This window comes from Pseudomonas sp. JZ114 (assembly GCF_051027705.1).
Classification (GTDB): Bacteria; Pseudomonadota; Gammaproteobacteria; order Pseudomonadales; family Pseudomonadaceae; genus Chryseomonas; species Chryseomonas luteola.
In genome coordinates this window covers 466,772-483,307 of record NZ_CP069257.1, presented here as the reverse complement: position 1 = coordinate 483,307, position 16,536 = coordinate 466,772, and the positions used below count along the sequence as shown (strand labels likewise).

15 protein-coding genes are annotated in these 16,536 nt (G+C 59.6%); 12 read left to right on the top strand and 3 right to left on the bottom strand.

Going from position 1 to position 16,536, the window contains the following annotated elements:
• The first annotated feature begins 11 nt into the window (after positions 1–11).
• The 8 genes from JQR90_RS21685 (at position 12) to xdhC (ending at position 9,970) form a co-directional block, all read left to right on the top strand.
• Complete coding sequence (locus JQR90_RS21685) at positions 12–938, top strand: ABC transporter permease (RefSeq protein ID WP_434140799.1); 927 nt, start codon at positions 12–14, stop codon at positions 936–938.
• Positions 939–1,196: 258 nt separating this feature from the next.
• Positions 1,197–2,549: an 8-oxoguanine deaminase gene (locus JQR90_RS21680; RefSeq protein ID WP_073450496.1), complete on the top strand. Its 1,353-nt coding sequence runs from the start codon at positions 1,197–1,199 to the stop codon at positions 2,547–2,549.
• A 214-nt stretch (positions 2,550–2,763) separates the two neighbouring features.
• On the top strand, positions 2,764–3,846 hold the full coding sequence (locus tag JQR90_RS21675) for a BMP family ABC transporter substrate-binding protein (protein WP_073450495.1): 1,083 nt from the start codon (positions 2,764–2,766) through the stop codon (positions 3,844–3,846).
• Positions 3,847–3,978: 132 nt separating this feature from the next.
• Entirely contained in the window at positions 3,979–4,953 is a 975-nt protein-coding gene (locus JQR90_RS21670; RefSeq protein WP_073450525.1) for a 2-oxoglutarate and iron-dependent oxygenase domain-containing protein, read from the top strand.
• A 164-nt stretch (positions 4,954–5,117) separates the two neighbouring features.
• Positions 5,118–6,569 carry a xanthine dehydrogenase small subunit gene (gene xdhA, locus JQR90_RS21665; RefSeq protein WP_073450494.1) on the top strand — a complete coding sequence of 484 codons (1,452 nt, stop codon included), beginning with the start codon at positions 5,118–5,120 and terminating at the stop codon, positions 6,567–6,569.
• Positions 6,562–8,958: a xanthine dehydrogenase molybdopterin binding subunit gene (gene xdhB, locus JQR90_RS21660; RefSeq protein WP_073450493.1), complete on the top strand. Its 2,397-nt coding sequence runs from the start codon at positions 6,562–6,564 to the stop codon at positions 8,956–8,958. Before xdhA ends, xdhB begins: the two co-directional genes overlap by 8 nt.
• A gap of 12 nt (positions 8,959–8,970) precedes the next feature.
• Positions 8,971–9,147: a hypothetical protein gene (locus JQR90_RS21655; protein ID WP_167670414.1), complete on the top strand. Its 177-nt coding sequence runs from the start codon at positions 8,971–8,973 to the stop codon at positions 9,145–9,147.
• Positions 9,140–9,970, top strand: coding sequence for a xanthine dehydrogenase accessory protein XdhC (gene xdhC / locus JQR90_RS21650; protein WP_112298067.1), 831 nt, complete (start codon positions 9,140–9,142; stop codon positions 9,968–9,970). Before JQR90_RS21655 ends, xdhC begins: the two co-directional genes overlap by 8 nt.
• 459 nt (positions 9,971–10,429) lie before the next feature.
• Here the strand turns inward: xdhC and hpxO are convergent, their stop codons facing one another.
• Positions 10,430–11,590: an FAD-dependent urate hydroxylase HpxO gene (hpxO, locus tag JQR90_RS21645; RefSeq protein WP_073450491.1), complete on the bottom strand. Its 1,161-nt coding sequence runs from the start codon at positions 11,588–11,590 to the stop codon at positions 10,430–10,432.
• A 225-nt stretch (positions 11,591–11,815) separates the two neighbouring features.
• Entirely contained in the window at positions 11,816–12,169 is a 354-nt protein-coding gene (gene uraH / locus JQR90_RS21640) for a hydroxyisourate hydrolase (protein WP_073450490.1), read from the bottom strand.
• 288 nt (positions 12,170–12,457) lie between these two features.
• Between uraH and puuE the strand changes: the two genes are divergently transcribed.
• The 4 genes from puuE to JQR90_RS21620 are packed head-to-tail and all read left to right on the top strand — an operon-like array spanning position 12,458 to position 15,408.
• A complete protein-coding gene (puuE, locus tag JQR90_RS21635; RefSeq protein WP_073450489.1) occupies positions 12,458–13,378 on the top strand; it encodes an allantoinase PuuE in 921 nt (306 codons plus the stop codon).
• Positions 13,375–13,890, top strand: coding sequence for a 2-oxo-4-hydroxy-4-carboxy-5-ureidoimidazoline decarboxylase (uraD, locus tag JQR90_RS21630; RefSeq protein ID WP_073450488.1), 516 nt, complete (start codon positions 13,375–13,377; stop codon positions 13,888–13,890). The genes puuE and uraD overlap by 4 nt, the downstream gene beginning before the upstream one ends.
• Before the next feature lie 7 nt (positions 13,891–13,897).
• On the top strand, positions 13,898–14,899 hold the full coding sequence (gene alc, locus JQR90_RS21625; protein ID WP_073450487.1) for an allantoicase: 1,002 nt from the start codon (positions 13,898–13,900) through the stop codon (positions 14,897–14,899).
• Positions 14,900–14,901: 2 nt separating this feature from the next.
• The gene (locus tag JQR90_RS21620; protein WP_073450486.1) at positions 14,902–15,408 is read left to right on the top strand and encodes an ureidoglycolate lyase; all 507 of its coding nucleotides are present in this window, start codon (positions 14,902–14,904) and stop codon (positions 15,406–15,408) included.
• A 490-nt stretch (positions 15,409–15,898) separates the two neighbouring features.
• On the opposite strand, the gene JQR90_RS21615 is transcribed toward JQR90_RS21620, so the two are convergent.
• A complete protein-coding gene (locus JQR90_RS21615; protein WP_073450485.1) occupies positions 15,899–16,156 on the bottom strand; it encodes a hypothetical protein in 258 nt (85 codons plus the stop codon).
• Between the last annotated feature and the right edge of the window lie 380 nt (positions 16,157–16,536).

The following is a 16,536-nucleotide window of genomic DNA, read 5'->3' as shown; positions in this document are numbered from 1 at the left end:
GGAGATATGTGATGGATATAGATCTGCTGACGAACCTGTTCTACGCCATGGTGCGCACCGGTACGCCACTGCTGCTGGTGGCACTGGGCGAGCTGGTCTGTGAAAAGAGCGGCGTGCTGAACCTCGGCCAAGAGGGCATGATGCTGTTCGGCGCCGTGGCCGGCTTCATTACGGCCTTTGCCATCGGCAGCCTCTGGCTCGGCGTGCTGGTGGCCTGCCTGGCAGGCATGCTGCTGTCGCAACTCTTCGCCGTCGTGGCCCTGGGCTTCAATGCCAACCAGGTCGCGACCGGTCTGGCTCTGACCATCTTCGGGGTCGGGCTGTCGTCGTTCGTCGGCGCCGGCTGGGTCGGTAAACCCCTGGCCGGCTTCGAACCCATCAACCTTCCGCTGCTCAGCGAGATACCCCTGATCGGCCGCATGCTGTTTGGCCAGGATGTGCTGGTGTACCTGTCTTTTGCACTGTTCGTCCTGGTGACTTGGGCGCTGCTCAAGAGCCGCGTCGGTTTAATCATCCAGGCCGTGGGCGAAAACCCTAACGCCGCCAGCGCCATGGGTTTGCCGGTCCTGCGAGTGCGCGTGTTGGCCTTGCTGTTTGGCGGCGCCATGGCCGGGCTGGCGGGCGGGTATCTGTCGCTGGCCTACACGCCGATGTGGGCCGAAAACATGACCGCCGGCCGCGGCTGGATCGCTCTGGCACTGGTGGTCTTCGCCAGCTGGCGCGTGGGTCGCGTCCTGCTCGGCGCCTACCTGTTTGGCCTTGCCAGTATCCTACATCTGGTCGCCCAGGGCATCGGCCTGTCGATCCCTGGCAACCTGCTGGCAATGCTGCCCTACGTGGCGACCATTATCGTGCTGGTCCTGCTGTCGCGCGACGCCGTAAGGACGCGGTTGTATGCGCCGGTGTCGCTGGGGCAGTCATGGAAGGCGGGTGGTTAAGCCCGATTGCGGCTGAAGCCAAGATGAGTAATCAAAGGCAGGCAACTTTCCTGATGCCTGCGTGCGTAACAGCCATCGCAGGATATAAACAAGCCGACGCCAAAATTGCTGAAACGCAGTGCTGCCTACTGTTTTCACCGTGATCCCTAAGCTCGACGTTTGCTACCCTTACCCTTGCCCCACGCCCCCTGGATCAGCAGACAGGGCATAACTGAGCTGGCTCACGTATCTGAACCCACACTTTCAGGAGGAGCCGGCATGTCCGCTACCCGCCTCTGGATCAAGCATCCCCTCGCCACTTTTACTGCCAACAACCAGGACGCCTCGGGCGGCCTGGTCATCCATGACGGTGTCATCACCGAGTTGCTCGCTGTCGGGCAGTCACCTGCCGCGCCGGTGGACGAGGTGTTTAACGCCCGGGTCCATGTCGTACTGCCTGGCCTGGTCAATACCCATCATCACTTCTACCAGACACTCACGCGCGCCTGGGCACCAATGGTCAATCAGCCGCTGTTTCCCTGGCTCAAGACGCTTTACCCCGTCTGGGCCCGGCTCACGCCGGATGCGCTGGCACTGGCCAGCCGCGTGGCGTTGGCTGAGTTGCTGCTGTCGGGCTGCACCACGGCCGCCGACCATCACTACCTGTTTCCCGATGGGCTGGAAGATGCCATCGACATCCAGGTCGAGGCGGTGCGGGCGCTGGGTATGCGCGCGCTGCTCACTCGCGGTTCGATGAGTCTGGGCGAGGCGGACGGCGGTCTGCCGCCACAGCACACGGTGCAGCAGGCCGAGGCGATCCTGCTGGACAGCGAACGCCTGATCGGCCTCTACCATGAGCGGGCCGATGGGGCGCAGATCCAGATCGGTCTGGCACCTTGCTCGCCCTTCTCGGTGACGCCCGACATCATGCGCGCCAGCGCGGCACTGGCCGAACGGCATGACGTCCGCCTGCACACGCATCTGGCCGAAACGCTGGATGAGGAAGAATTCTGCCAGCAGCGCTTTGGCATGCGCACGGTGGACTACCTGCAAAGCGTCGGCTGGCTCGGCCCACGTACCTGGCTGGCCCATGGCATCCATTTTGACGATTGCGAAGTCGCTAGACTCGGCGCAGCGGGTGTAGGCATCTGCCATTGCCCCTGTTCGAACATGCGGCTCGCCTCGGGTATCTGCCGCACCCTGGAGTTGGAAGAGGCCGGCGCCGTGATCGGTCTGGGCGTCGACGGCTCGGCCTCTAACGATGGCTCCAACATGATCCTCGAGGCTCGCCAGGCCCTGCTGCTGCAACGATTACGCTACGGGGCAGAGCAGATCACGCCCGAGCGGGTGCTGAGCTGGGCGACCCGGGGATCGGCACACGTCTTGGGGCGTAAGGACATCGGCGAGCTCGCTGTCGGCAAGCAGGCGGACCTGGCCCTTTTCAAGCAGGACGAGCTGCAGTTTTCTGGCAGCCACGACCCGGTCGCTGCCCTGCTGCTGTGCGGTGCGCACCGGGCAGACCGCGTCATGGTCGGCGGGCAGTGGCGGGTCGTGGATGGGCAGATCGAAGGGCTGGATGTGGCCGGGCTGATCGCCGATCACCGTCAGGCTGCTAAACGATTGGTCCAGTAAAGGTACGGCGGCGTCTTCCTGTCCGGGAGGACGCCCTTTCCGCACCGTTTTGCAGCGACGACATGATTTGTTGCACCAACCGGAGTCCATTTCGCGCCGACCACAACGGCCGAGCCCCTGCATCGACGTAACCTGTCCACTTGGTCAACTTTTTGCAGTGGACGAGCGTGCCGTGGAGCATCCGGCCTTCCCACTATAGGAGCGTCATCTCGTCATGCAAAGAAGCATTCGCTCGAAATTGCTACGCACGCTAGTCGCAGCCATGGGTTTCACCGCCGCGCTGAGCGCCTCGGCTGCCGATCCGCTGAAGGTCGGCTTCGTCTATGTCGGCCCGGTCGGCGACCATGGCTGGACCTACCAGCATGAACAGGGTCGGCAGCAGGTTGCCGAGCATTTCGGCGACAAGGTGCAGACAACCTTCGTCGAGAACGTGGCGGAAGGCGCCGATGCCGAGCGGGTCATCCGCAACATGGCCAAAAGCGGCTATGACCTCATCTTCACCACCTCCTTCGGCTACATGAACGCCACGACCAAGGTTGCCAAGCAGTTCCCCAAGGTGAAGTTCGAGCACGCCACCGGCTATAAACAGGACAAGAACCTCGGCACCTATCTGGCACGCTCCTATGAAGGCCGTTACGTAGGCGGTTTTCTCGCGGCCAAGATGACCAGGAGCAAGATCGTCGGCTACGTGGCCTCCTTCCCCATTCCCGAGGTAATCCGCGACATCAACTCGATTCAGCTGGCTCTGAACAAGTACAACCCAGGCACTGAGCTCAAGGTGGTCTGGGTAAATACCTGGTTCGACCCGGGTAAGGAAGCCGATGCCGCCAATGCCCTGATCGATCAGGGCGCAGACGTCATCTTCCAGCACACCGACAGTCCGGCCCCGATCCAGGCCGCTGAGCGTCGGGGTGTCTACTCCATCGGTTACGCCTCGGACATGGCCCACTTTGGCCCGAAGGCTGTGCTGACCTCCATTGTCAACAACTGGGGCCCTTATTACATCCAGACCACCCAGGCGGTTATGGATGGCACTTGGAAGCCACAGGATTTCTGGGGCGGCCTGCACGACGACACCATCGAGCTGCCGATCAGCGATCTGGTACCCGCCGACGTGAAAAGCGAAGCTGAACAGATCATCGTCAGCATCAAAAGCGGTGACTTCCATCCCTTCACCGGCCCGATCAAGGACCAGAGCGGCAAGGTTCGGATCGCCGAAGGCGCGACGGCTACCACGGCGGACCTCGCCGGCATGAATTACTACGTGGAAGGCGTAAAAGCCGAGTTGCCGCAGTGAAACGATGGGACGCCTTTGCAGCGCCCGTTTCTCGCGAGCGAGAGCCAAACGGTGGCGAAGCGAAGACGTTTCAATACCGTTGGACCCATTGCCGCACATCGTGAACAACCGTTTAGCGAGCAAGCCATCACCATGACCCAGTCACTGCCCATCATTGATATCGCGCCGCTCTACTCTGCCGAGGACACCGGCTGGCAGACCGTTGCCCGTGACATTGACCAAGCCTGTCGCACCTGGGGCTTTTTCTATATCAAGGGGCACCCGATTCCTGCCACGCGCCTTGCACAACTGCAGGATTATGCCCAGCGCTTCTTCGCACTGCCTGTCGAGGAAAAGCTGAAGATCGACATTACGCAGAGCCAGCACCATCGTGGCTATGGCGCCGTGGCGACCGAACAACTGGACCCGAACCTGCCGAGCGACCTGAAGGAAACCTTCGACATGGGTTTTCATGTGCCGGCCAATCACCCGGACGTACTGGCCGGCAAGCCGCTGCGCGGGCCTAACCGGCATCCGGATCTGGAGGGCTGGGAGGCACTGCTGGAAACCCACTACCAGGACATGCAAGCCCTGGCCTGTACCGTCCTACGCGCCATTACTCTCGCCCTGGGCATCGACCGAGACTTTTTCGACCAGCGCTTCGTAGCGCCCATGAGTGCGTTTCGCATGATCCACTATCCACCGCGCCAGAGCGCTGGCGATACTAAGCAGCAAGGTGCCGGAGCACATACGGATTACGGCTGCGTCACGCTGCTTCATCAGGATCAGGTCGGCGGCCTGCAGGTCCGGAGCGTTCAGGGCGACTGGATCGATGCGCCACCCATCGAAGGTACCTACGTGGTCAACATCGGCGACATGATGGCGCGCTGGAGCAATGATCGTTACAAGTCGACACCCCATAGGGTAATCAGTCCCAGCGGAGTGGACCGCTACTCCATGCCATTCTTCGCCGAGCCCGATCCGGACACCTTGATCAGCTGCCTGCCTGGCTGCCACGGGCCGGACATTCCACCCAAGTACCCGGACACCACGGCCGCTGCATGGCTGCTGTCGCGCTTTGCCGACACCTACGCTTATCGCCGCGAATCCCAAACGTCCGCCGTCTGATTTAATCTGCTGGAGATCGCTTTGATGAACGCACGCTCGACTATGTGGCGCGGTTTGCCGCTCACCCGTCAATTCATGGCCGATCGATCAGCTTTTAATCGGCTACAAAGCCATCTATCGTGCAGCAAACGCTCGAAGCGCTCCGCATCCTGTAGAGGTGCCGCATGATCCAGTTCTTGCTCAATCAGGCATTGCGTACCGAAACCGCGCTCGACCCGAACACGACCGTGCTCGAGTTCCTGCGCGAACAGGCCGGCAAGAGAGGCACCAAGGAAGGCTGCGCCTCGGGCGACTGCGGTGCCTGTACCGTGGTGGTGGCCGAACGGGAAGGCGCGCCGGGCCAGGAGCGCCTGCGCTACCGCACGCTCAATTCGTGTCTAACCTTCGTATCGGCCTTGCATGGCAAGCAATTGATCACGGTGGAAGATCTCAAGCACCAGGGGCAGCTGCACAGCGTGCAGCAGGCCATGGTGGATTGCCATGGCTCGCAGTGCGGCTTCTGCACGCCCGGCTTTGTCATGTCCCTGTTCGCCTTGCAGAAAAACAGCCAGAGGGCGGACAGAGCGCAAGCTCATGAAGCGCTGGCCGGCAACCTGTGCCGCTGCACCGGCTACCGACCGATCCTCGCCGCTGCTAAACAGAGCTGCAGCCAGCATGTGCCCGATCAGTTCGATGCCGCCGAAGCGCAGACACTGGCGCGCCTGCAAGCCATCGCCCCGCAGACGACCGCTGAGCTCAATGACGGCCATAAGCGCTGCCTGGTGCCCTTGACCGTCGAGGCACTGGCTTCGCTCTACGAGGCGAATCCCGACGCACGGCTCCTGGCCGGTGGCACCGACCTGGCCCTAGAGGTCACCCAGTTTCATCGCGAGCTGCCATTGACGATCGCCGTCGGGCATGTAGCCGAGATGAAGCAGGTCGAGCGACGCGACGATGGCCTCGAACTGGGCGCCGCCGCACCTTTGTCCGACTGCTACGCATTGCTGGCCGAGGAATACCCTGACTTCGGCGCGCTGCTGCACCGCTTCGCCTCCCTGCAAATCCGTAACCAAGGCACGCTGGGCGGCAATATCGGCAACGCTTCGCCGATCGGTGACTCGCCGCCGCTTTTGATCGCCCTGGGCGCCGAGCTTGTGCTACGCCAGGGCATACGCCGCCGTACGCTGGCGCTGGAAGACTACTTCATCGACTACAAGATCACCGCTCGCGAGCAAGGTGAGTTCATCGAGCGCATTCGCGTACCGCTGGCCAGTGCCGATCAGCAATTTCGCGCCTATAAGGTGTCCAAACGTCTGGACGATGACATCTCCGCCGTCTGCGCCGCCTTCAACCTGACGATCATTGATGGCATGGTTCGCCAGGCACGTATTGCCTATGGTGGCATGGCGGCGATCCCCAAACGCGCACAGCGCTGCGAAGCAGTGCTGACCGATGCCGAGTGGTCAGCGGAGGCCATCGAACTTGCCTGCACCGCGCTGACGGAGGATTTCACGCCCCTGACCGACTTCCGCGCCAGCCGCGAATATCGTCTACTCGTGGCGCAAAACCTGTTGCGCAAATGCTTTCACGAGCTCACCACACCAGGCCTCGACACACGGGTGACCGCCTATGTCTGATCTGCTGCACAAGAAGTCTCAGGACGAACTCGCCGCCCTGTTCCAGAAGGGCATAGTCACTGGCGTTGGCCGTAGCGTCAAGCACGACAGTGCCACCCGACACGTCACCGGTGAAGCCCAGTACATTGACGACCGCCTGGAGTTTCCCAACCAGCTGCACGTCTATGCGCGCGTCTCCGACCGCGCCCACGCACGCATCCTGCGCATCGATACGACGCCTTGCTATGGCGTGCCGGGCGTCGTGCGGGTCATCACCGCCGACGACGTACCTGGTCAGCTGGACATCGGCCCGGTCTTCAAGGGCGATCCGCTGTTGGCCAAGGACAAGGTCGAGTTTATCGGCCAGCCCGTGGTGGCCGTGGCCGCGACCACCCTGGACGTGGCGCGACAGGCCGCTCGGCTCGCCGTGATCGAATACGAGGATCTGGAGCCGGTGCTGGATGTAGTCGAAGCGCTCCGCAAGCGGCATTTCGTGCTCGACAGCCATACCCACCAGCGCGGCAATGCGGTCAACGCATTGAACCATGCACCGCATCGCCTGCAGGGCACGCTGTACATCGGTGGTCAGGAACATTTCTATCTCGAAACCCAGATCGCCTCGGTCATGCCCACCGAGGATGGCGGTATGATCGTCTACAGTTCGACCCAGAACCCCACCGAGATCCAAAAGCTCGTCGCCGAAGTGCTGGGCGTGCCGATGAACAAGGTCGTGATCGACATGCGTCGCATGGGAGGCGGCTTCGGCGGCAAGGAAACCCAGGCCGCAAGCCCCGCGTGCCTGTGCGCGGTGATCGCGCACCTGACTGGCCAACCGACCAAGATGCGTCTGCCCCGTGTCGAAGACATGCAGATGACCGGCAAGCGTCATCCGTTCTATGTCGAATACGACGTCGGCTTCGACGATGACGGGCGGCTGCACGGCATCCAGATCGACCTGGCCGGCAATTGCGGTTATTCGCCAGACCTTTCCGGCGCCATCGTCGACCGGGCCATGTTCCATGCCGACAACGCCTATTATCTGGGCGATGCCGTCATCCATGGCCATCGCTGCAAGACTCATACGGCGTCCAATACTGCCTACCGGGGATTCGGCGGCCCGCAGGGCATGCTGGCCATCGAAGAGATCATGGACCGTATCGCCCGCACTCTGGGCAAGGACCCGCTCGAAATACGCAAGCTCAACTACTACGGCCAGGACGCGCGCAACGAGACCCACTATTTCCAGACCGTCGAGCACAACCTGCTTGCAGAAATGACCGCCGAGCTGGAGGCGAGCGCCGACTACGCGCAGCGGCGCGCCGAGATTCGCACGTTCAATGCCGGCAGCCCGGTGCTGAAAAAGGGGCTGGCCCTGACGCCGGTCAAGTTCGGCATCAGCTTCACGTCGAGCTTTCTCAACCAGGCCGGCGCGCTGATCCACATCTATACGGATGGCAGCATCCACCTGAACCATGGCGGTACCGAGATGGGCCAGGGTCTGAACACCAAGGTCGCGCAGATAGTGGCCGAAGTATTCCAGGTCGATATCGATCGCATCCAAATCACCGCCACCAACACAGGCAAGGTGCCAAATACATCTCCTACAGCAGCCTCTAGTGGGGCTGACCTCAACGGCAAGGCCGCGCAGAACGCGGCCCTGACTCTCCGCCAGCGGCTAGTCGACTTCGCGGCGCGGCATTTCGAGGTGGACACGGCGGCCCTCGAACTCCGTAACGGGCAGGTGCGGATAGAGGATCGCTATATCAGTTTCGAGGAGCTGATTACCCTTGCCTATATCGGACAGGTATCGCTGTCGAGCACGGGCTTCTACAGCACGCCAAAGATCCATTACGACCGCAGCCAGGCCCGGGGCCGGCCGTTCTATTACTTCGCATTCGGAGCTGCCTGTTCCGAGGTGATCGTTGACACCCTGACGGGTGAATACAAGATGCTGCGCAGCGACATCCTCCATGATGTTGGTGCCTCGCTGAACCCGGCCATCGACATCGGTCAGGTGGAAGGTGGCTTCATCCAGGGCATGGGCTGGCTGACCATGGAAGAACTCGTCTGGAGCGACCAGGGCAAACTGCTGACCTCCGGCCCCGCCAGCTACAAGATCCCTACCGTGGCGGACATGCCGCTGGATTTGCGGGTCACGCTGGTGGAAAACCGCAAGAATCCGGAAGACACCGTGTTTCATTCCAAGGCCGTAGGCGAACCGCCGTTCATGCTGGGTATTTCCGTCTGGTGCGCGATCAAGGACGCCGTGGCGAGCCTGGCGGATTATCGGGTTCAGCCCGACATCGACGCGCCGGCCACTCCAGAACGGGTGCTCTGGGGCGTGCAGCAGATGAGGCAGGGCGTCGCGAAGAAAGCCGCCACGGTCGAAACCGCGTCCACCCCGGCCTGAACAGGAGCGATCATGAGGCTGCGATTGATGGTTTCTGTAGGATGGGTTGAGCCTGTGATACCTATCGCCTTTTGGCCACTGATGGGTATCGCTCCGCTCAACCCATCCTACGAAAAGACCGTGCCCTGCCGAACCAAGACAACCTGTTTCGCATCACCCTTCCCCATCACCGAGGCGCACCATGAATAACACGGGCTGGATCGAAGCCCTGGCCGATCTGCAGCGCCGCGGCGAGCCGTGCGTGCTAGTGACGCTGGTAGAGGAAAAAGGCTCCACGCCGCGCAACGCCGGCTCAAAGATGGTCATTACGCTGACGAAATGCTTCGACACCCTTGGCGGTGGTCATCTGGAATACAAGGCCATGCACATCGCCCGCGACTTGCTGGAGCGTGGCGAGCTGGCCACTCGGCTGGAGCGCTTCGTCCTCGGCGCCAGCCTCGGCCAATGCTGTGGCGGCTCGGCCACGCTGCTGTTCGAGCCGCTTGGCCAGCCGCAGGCGCAGATCGCCGTGTTCGGGGCCGGTCATGTTGGCCGGGCGCTGGTGCCACTGCTGGCCAGCCTGCCCTGCCGGGTGCGCTGGATCGACAGTCGCGATGAGGAATTCCCACCTGCCATTCCAGAGGGCGTGAAAAAGATCGTGACCGACGATCCGGTTGCCGAGGTGAATGATATGCCGCCCGGCAGCTATTTCATCGTCATGACCCACAATCATCCTCTGGACCTGGAGTTGACGACCGCCATCCTGCAGCGCAACGATTTTGCCTATTACGGTCTGATCGGCTCAAAAACCAAGCGGGCTCGCTTCGAGCATCGCCTGCGTGAACGCGACTTCGCCCCGGACGTGGTTCAGCGCATGCGTTGCCCGCTGGGGATTGCCGAGGTCAAAGGCAAACTGCCGATGGAAATTGCCATTTCGGTCGCGGGCGAGGTCATCGCAGTCTATAACCGGGATTTCGGTAAAAAGACGAACGCTGAACGGGCTATAGATAGCGCCCTCCCGGCCGTGACCTAAGCGGAGGGATGATGCAATGGTGCTCCAAAAATCGTGGCTGGAGCCGCTCCCACCGGTCATCTGTGGTTAGGCTGAGCTCCACAAAGCCCAACAACCGAATAACCAGATACCCTGGAAGCGACCAGATGGCGCTCTGCTTCAGCCGCGATGTCGATATCGCGGCTGAAGCAGGATACCGCCCAGCTGCTCCCACGGATAACTTTTTCTACCACAATCCGAGCACCTAGTCGTCAAGTTGGACGATTACGTTGTCGGAGGCGCTTTAGCGAGGATTCTATGGTCGCGGCTGAAGCCCTTCCTACAAGAGCGCAGACATCATCAGCTTGCATGATTTCAAAGCCAAGTAGATAGCCTGAGCTTCGCAAAGCCCGGCAGCCATAGTGTTGGACTTCGTCGTAAGCTCCTTAACGCCAATCGCCTCGACCCACACTTACAAGCCAGTTGACCGCTGATAGGTATTTACAGCGGACCGCCAGTTATCGTCTTGCCCAGGCCGGCAAGGATGCCTTCGCCAGTTTCCTGAACAAGCTCGGCGTACCAGTTGCGGGTGAGCGCCGGGTCATGGCCATGGGTGGTCTCGGCGCGCTTGCGGGCGCGGCTGACGATGCTGCCGACCCGCTCGACTCGTGCGGCATCGTAGGCCGGCAGAGCCTGATGAAGGTCGTTGCCGTGTTCAGTCAGGCAGCAGGCCAACACCCAGGCGTCCTCCATAGCCTGGCAGCCACCCTGCCCCAGATCGGGCGCCATGGCATGGGCGGCATCGCCCAACAGAACGACGCGTTTATTAATCAAGGTTTTCAGCGGCTCGGTGTCATGAATCTCGACCCGAGCGATACCAGCCGGGTCCAACCGTTCGATCAGACGCTGAACGGGGGCCGCCCAGCCGGCGAAATGCTCGGTTAGTTCGTTGCGATAACGGCTGCGATCGTTAGGCGTACCGGCCGGCAAAGGCACGTCGAAAAAGAAATAGAACTCATCGCCGCCCATGGGCATCAGCGAAACCCGTTGGTGATCGCCCACGTATTGTGCCCATTCATGTGGCTCGCCCAGGTCCGGGCTGATCGCCACCCGGCCATTCCAGTTCACGTAACCACAGTAGTTCCGCGAGACAGCTCGGTTCACGACAAGATTCCGCAACTTCGAATGAGTGCCGTCAGCAGCGATCAAGAGATCGGCACGTTCGCGGCGGCCATCGGACAACAAGACTTCGACACCATCGGCATGCTGCTCGACGGCCTCGCAACTCACGCCTAGCGAAACCCGCTCAGAGCCTGCCGCGTCCAACAGGATGCGTTGCAATGCTGCCCGGGCGATGGGCCGCGCCGGCTGCCCTACGTCTCGATACAAGGGTTCGAGACTGAAATAAGTCAGCAGGTTTCCTTCGCGATTGCGGTAGCTCATGCTACGCATATCACCGCTGACCGCCGCGATATCCGGCCCCAACCCCAGCGCCTCCAAGACCTTCACCCCGTTAGGCCAGACGGAAATAGCCGCCCCGACGGGCGCCAGCTCCGCTGCACGCTCATACAGGCGAACCCGATGCCCGGCTCGTTGCAGGGCAATCGCGGCGGTCAGCCCACCCATGCCAGCGCCAATGATAATGATGTCGAGCGTTTGCATAGGAAATCCTTAGATGAAGGCTAAAGGAAGAAACAGGCTTAGGCTCAAGCAAAAACCTGACCACTCAGTCAGCATTCGCCTACTGGCGCAACGCTACATTGATCCCGATCACGAAGGCCGCTCTGGATATCGCAGACCACGAAGCAAACGCCTTCCATGCACATGTAAACCACGCACTCAATCAGCGCATCCAGCGCACGCATCGCCCTCTTCAAGGGCAGCGGATCAGCTTCCCCGATACATCGAATAACTATAGGGCGAAACCAGCAAGGGGACGTGATAGTGCTCGTCCGGCGAGGCGACACCAAAGCGCAGGACGACCTGATCCAGGAAGGCAGGCTCGGCAAGCGGCGCACCCTGCGAGCGAAAATAGTCACCCACGTGGAAGGTGAACTCATACACGCCAGCCTCCAGCGCATCGCCTTCGAGCAACGGTGCATCACAGCGGCCGTTCGCATTGGTGCGTACGTCGCTCACGGGAACACGTTGCGTGCCAGCGAGGCGAACCAGTTCAATACGGATATTGCTGCCGGGGCGGCCATTAGCGGCATCCAGCACATGTGTAGTCAAACGTCCCATTGCATCATCGGCATCAGTGGATGCCGCTCCTCTGGTAGTTGAGTCTCGGCTCATGAGCAGGCCACTTGCGTAGGGCGGGATTCATCCCGCCCTACATCAATTTCGGATCGTGAGCAGGCTCTAAGATAAGTAGTACATTACTTTTGCCTTGTACACGATAGGTGCCTGGGAATATTTCCTGACCACTTAGGCAGGTTTCTTGCTACAGGAGCCTTAGCCGTACCGCACGGTAACACGTTCGACGACCCAGCTCCTCTCGCTGGGGCAGCTCTGCTAAGGAACCTGTTTGTGAATAGCGTCTACCCGCGTAACCTTATTGGCTATGGCCAGACCCCACCCCATGCTCATTGGCCGGACAACTCCCGCATCGCCCTGTCCTTTGTACTCAACTATGAAGAAGGTGGAGAACGATGCATTCTTCACGGGGACAGGGAATCAGAGGCGTTTCTATCCGAGATGGTTTCGGCGCAGCCCCTTGCAGGAGCGCGCAACATGAGCATGGAGTCGCTCTATGAATACGGTAGCCGCGCGGGGGTATGGCGCATCCTTGAACTGTTCAAGCGCCACGATGTTCCACTTACCATTTTTGCCGTAGCCATGGCCGCTCAACGTCACCCTGAGGTCATCCGCACGATGGTTGAAGCTGGACACGAAATCTGCAGTCACGGCTATCGCTGGATAGACTACCAATACGTAGACGAAGCGGATGAACGTGAGCAGATGCAGAAAGCCATCAGCCTGTTGACTGAGCTTACAGGCCAGCGTCCGTTAGGCTGGTATACCGGGCGCACCAGCCCCAATACCCGTCGGCTGGTCATGGAGGAAGGCGGATTCCTTTATGATTCGGACACCTACGACGATGACCTACCCTATTGGGAACGCTCTCCGGCAGGCAAGCCGCATCTGGTCATACCCTACACGCTCGACACCAATGACATGCGTTTTACCCAGGCGCAGGGTTTTCATACGTCGGAACAGTTTTTTCATTACCTTAAAGATGCCTTCGATGTACTTTATGAAGAAGGCGCCACCTCACCCAAAATGCTATCCGTCGGCCTACATTGCCGCGTCATAGGACGTCCAGCACGCCTGGCCGGCCTCAAGCGCTTTTTAGAATATGCGCAAGGCCACTCGGGCGTCTGGTTTGCACGCCGTGTCGACATTGCACGACACTGGCATGAACACCATCCGATGGATCCTGCTGCATGAGTCATTTCAAAACCCTGACGCCAAGTACCCTAGACCGCGCTGAATTTATGTCGGTGTTTGGCAACATCTATGAGCACTCACCCTGGGTAGCGGAGCGGGTATACGATCAAGGCATCGACAACCACCTCGACCAGATCGAAAACCTTCATGCGCAGATGAGCGCTGCCCTTCTGGGGGCCAATCGTGACGAGCAACAGGCATTGATCAATGCTCATCCTGATCTCGCCGGCAAGGCGGCGTTAAGGGGTGAATTGACCAGTGCCAGCAGCGCCGAACAAGCTGGCGCAGGTCTGGACCAATGCACACCAGAAGAGCTGGTCCGGTTTACGGTACTCAACGAAACCTACAAAGCCAAATTCGGCTTTCCATTCATCATGGCCGTCAAGGGCAGCAATCGTCATCTGATTCTTCAGGCATTCGAGGAACGTATACGTCATACGCCTGAACAGGAATTTGCCTGCGCGCTCTCCGAGATAAACAAGATCGCTCTCTTCCGACTCCAGCAACTATGAGCCACTTATGAAAAGAACGTATAACGCCTCGTTCGAAAAGTACTTGAATCTGGCCGATGCGCGCCTGGGAACCCGCGTCATCCATGTCACGGATGACTGGTTCGCTGAGGCCAATCGCATGCTGCAGCCCCATGAGCCCGAGTGGAAAGAAGGCGTTTATGACGACAATGGCAAATGGATGGATGGCTGGGAATCACGACGTAAGCGCTTCGAAGGATACGATCATGCGGTCATCCGCCTGGGTGTGCCCGGCTTCATTAAAGGTGTCGATATCGATACCCGTTATTTCACTGGCAATTACCCACCCTCTGCTTCTGTAGAGGCCTGCTTTTCGCCCCATGGCGATCCAGACGCGGACACTCAATGGATCGAAGTGCTGCCTGCCGTAGAGCTACAGGGCAACAGTCACCACTACCATGCCTTCGATGATGAGCGCCCCTGGACGCACCTGCGCCTGAATATCTACCCAGACGGCGGTGTGGCTCGCCTGCGCGTTTATGGCATTCCTTATCGTGAATGGTCCAGGCAGGACACCACAGAAGTGCTGGATCTTGCTGCAGCGCTGAACGGAGGTCGCGCCCTAGCCTGCAATGACGAGCACTACGGCCGTATGAGTAATATCCTCAACCCAGGCCGGGCAGAAAATATGTCGGATGGCTGGGAAACCGCTCGCCGTCGCACGCCAGGCAATGACTGGGTTATCGTCGCACTAGGCCATCCTGGAGAAGTCGAGCGCATCGTGGTCGATACGCTGCATTTCAAAGGCAACTACCCAGACAGCTGCTCTATCCAGGCCGCCTATGTTCAAGGCGGCACCGACAGCCAGATCGAAACGCAAAGCCTTTATTGGCGCGAGCTGTTGCCCTCACAAAAGCTGCACATGCATCAGGAGCATGAGTTTGTTGAAGAGATTAAACCACTGGGGGCCATCACCCATGTACGCCTGAATATCTTTCCGGACGGCGGCGTCAGCCGTCTACGTCTGTTTGGCCGTATAACCAGGAAATGACCATGCGTCAGATACTCAAGCCTTATCCTCTTACCCAAGAAGCGTTTGCTCCGTTCGGCGATGTCATCGAGACCGCCGGGCGTGACCACTACCTTATCAATAATGGCTCGACCCAACGCTTCCACCGTCTGGCCGATGTTGATACAGGCCCGGATGACGGAAAGGCCATTATCAGCATCTTTCGCGCCCAGGCATTGGAGCTCCCGCTACGCATTCGCATGCTGGAGCGCCATCCCTTGGGAAGCCAGGCGTTTGTCCCGCTCAAAGGCAAGCCTTTTCTGGTCGTGGTCGCGCCCGCCGGTGATACGCCTAGTCCCCACGCCATCAGAGCCTTCATTGCCAACGGAGAACAAGGCATTAATTATCACCGAGGCGTCTGGCATCACCCTGTCTTGGCACTCTCGGATATCGACGACTTTCTGATCGTTGACCGAAGCGGCATAGCCAATAACTGTGATGAATACTATTTTGCCGATACGGTAGAACTCTGGTTAGAGGCAAGCCATTAATGCATAGGCAGCCAGTCAGTCGATAGCCTTCGACTGGCCGTCCCCAGGTCGACATACCGCTTGGTTATACTGATAGCCTTAGCCAGTGATCGCGACATGCAAAAACTTAGATGGATGCTGTTTGGCTCAGGGCTAACCCTGGTAGTGCTGAGCCTCTTCCTGTGGTTTGACAATGAGCAGATGTCTCCATTGATACAATCCACTCACACGCCCTCACCTATCAAAAATCCAGGCAGCCTTTACGCCACGGTACAATCGCAACAGATGCCACTTACTGCTACAGATGATTTCGCTCAGGTAGAAGGCATTATTCACGAACACTGTACGGTCTGTCATTCCAGTCAACCCACCAGCCCTTGTTTAGTGAGCAGCTCACCACCCTTGTCGTTGCTGTTAGTCATAAACATACCCGTTTGCCTATCCCTCATCCTAAGGGGGGAACGGTGTCCTGTCTTTCATGGGGCTCGTTCAGTAGTCGTCTTTGGTATAGCTATTTTTTTGAGGTGCCCATTTCGATGGTCATGGCGCGTCGCATGACCGTCATCCCATGATTGAGCGTAATGACCTCCTGCTGGTGCAGGTAGAGCAGGACGTGCTCTACGGCTTTTCGCCGCTGCGCAGCTGACACTTCGCTTTTTAGATAGAGGTCATTTTCAATCAGCGAAACTAGCTTACCAAACGTGGTTTCTACCAGGAGATCCTTTCTTCGCTCGCCAGGTGGCAGCTTGCTGATAAAGAAATCCAGCATTAGGGTGGAGATGACTCGGCGTTTATACCCCAGTTTTTCCAGCTACACGGGCGGCAGCACCCTCCTGGCTATCGTGCCGATGCATGAGCCATGCGGTATCCTCGGCAGACAACGAGCCAAACGGCTTGACCCTGCTGCCCTGCCTGGGTAGGAGCTTGTCCAGATGTCCGTGCCAGCGCGCCGGGTTTCCTCCGTCCTCAGCTTTCGTGCCTTGGCCGCATCGAGGGGCAGCTCAATACGGTTTCGCAAGCGACTAGTCATACAGGAGTCGTGCTCCAGATAGGATCCAATACCTCCAACCAACTTCTGCGAAAGTCATGGGGCCGATAAGGCGTGCCTGGTAAGAGAGTGCTGCCATTGCTGGGAGTGTTTAGCCGCCT

Excerpts from the sequence above, each read along its gene's own strand:
- JQR90_RS21685 (WP_434140799.1), top strand. The coding sequence starts at position 12 with ATGGATATAGATCTGCTGACGAACCTGTTCTACGCCATGGTGCGCACC.
- JQR90_RS21680 (WP_073450496.1), top strand. The coding sequence starts at position 1,197 with ATGTCCGCTACCCGCCTCTGGATCAAGCATCCCCTCGCCACTTTTACT.
- JQR90_RS21675 (WP_073450495.1), top strand. The coding sequence starts at position 2,764 with ATGCAAAGAAGCATTCGCTCGAAATTGCTACGCACGCTAGTCGCAGCC.
- JQR90_RS21670 (WP_073450525.1), top strand. The coding sequence starts at position 3,979 with ATGACCCAGTCACTGCCCATCATTGATATCGCGCCGCTCTACTCTGCC.
- xdhA (WP_073450494.1), top strand. The coding sequence starts at position 5,118 with ATGATCCAGTTCTTGCTCAATCAGGCATTGCGTACCGAAACCGCGCTC.
- xdhB (WP_073450493.1), top strand. The coding sequence starts at position 6,562 with ATGTCTGATCTGCTGCACAAGAAGTCTCAGGACGAACTCGCCGCCCTG.
- JQR90_RS21655 (WP_167670414.1), top strand. The coding sequence starts at position 8,971 with ATGAGGCTGCGATTGATGGTTTCTGTAGGATGGGTTGAGCCTGTGATA.
- xdhC (WP_112298067.1), top strand. The coding sequence starts at position 9,140 with ATGAATAACACGGGCTGGATCGAAGCCCTGGCCGATCTGCAGCGCCGC.
- hpxO (WP_073450491.1), bottom strand. The coding sequence starts at position 11,590 with ATGCAAACGCTCGACATCATTATCATTGGCGCTGGCATGGGTGGGCTG.
- uraH (WP_073450490.1), bottom strand. The coding sequence starts at position 12,169 with ATGGGACGTTTGACTACACATGTGCTGGATGCCGCTAATGGCCGCCCC.
- uraD (WP_073450488.1), top strand. The coding sequence starts at position 13,375 with ATGAGTCATTTCAAAACCCTGACGCCAAGTACCCTAGACCGCGCTGAA.
- alc (WP_073450487.1), top strand. The coding sequence starts at position 13,898 with ATGAAAAGAACGTATAACGCCTCGTTCGAAAAGTACTTGAATCTGGCC.
- JQR90_RS21620 (WP_073450486.1), top strand. The coding sequence starts at position 14,902 with ATGCGTCAGATACTCAAGCCTTATCCTCTTACCCAAGAAGCGTTTGCT.
- JQR90_RS21615 (WP_073450485.1), bottom strand. The coding sequence starts at position 16,156 with ATGCTGGATTTCTTTATCAGCAAGCTGCCACCTGGCGAGCGAAGAAAG.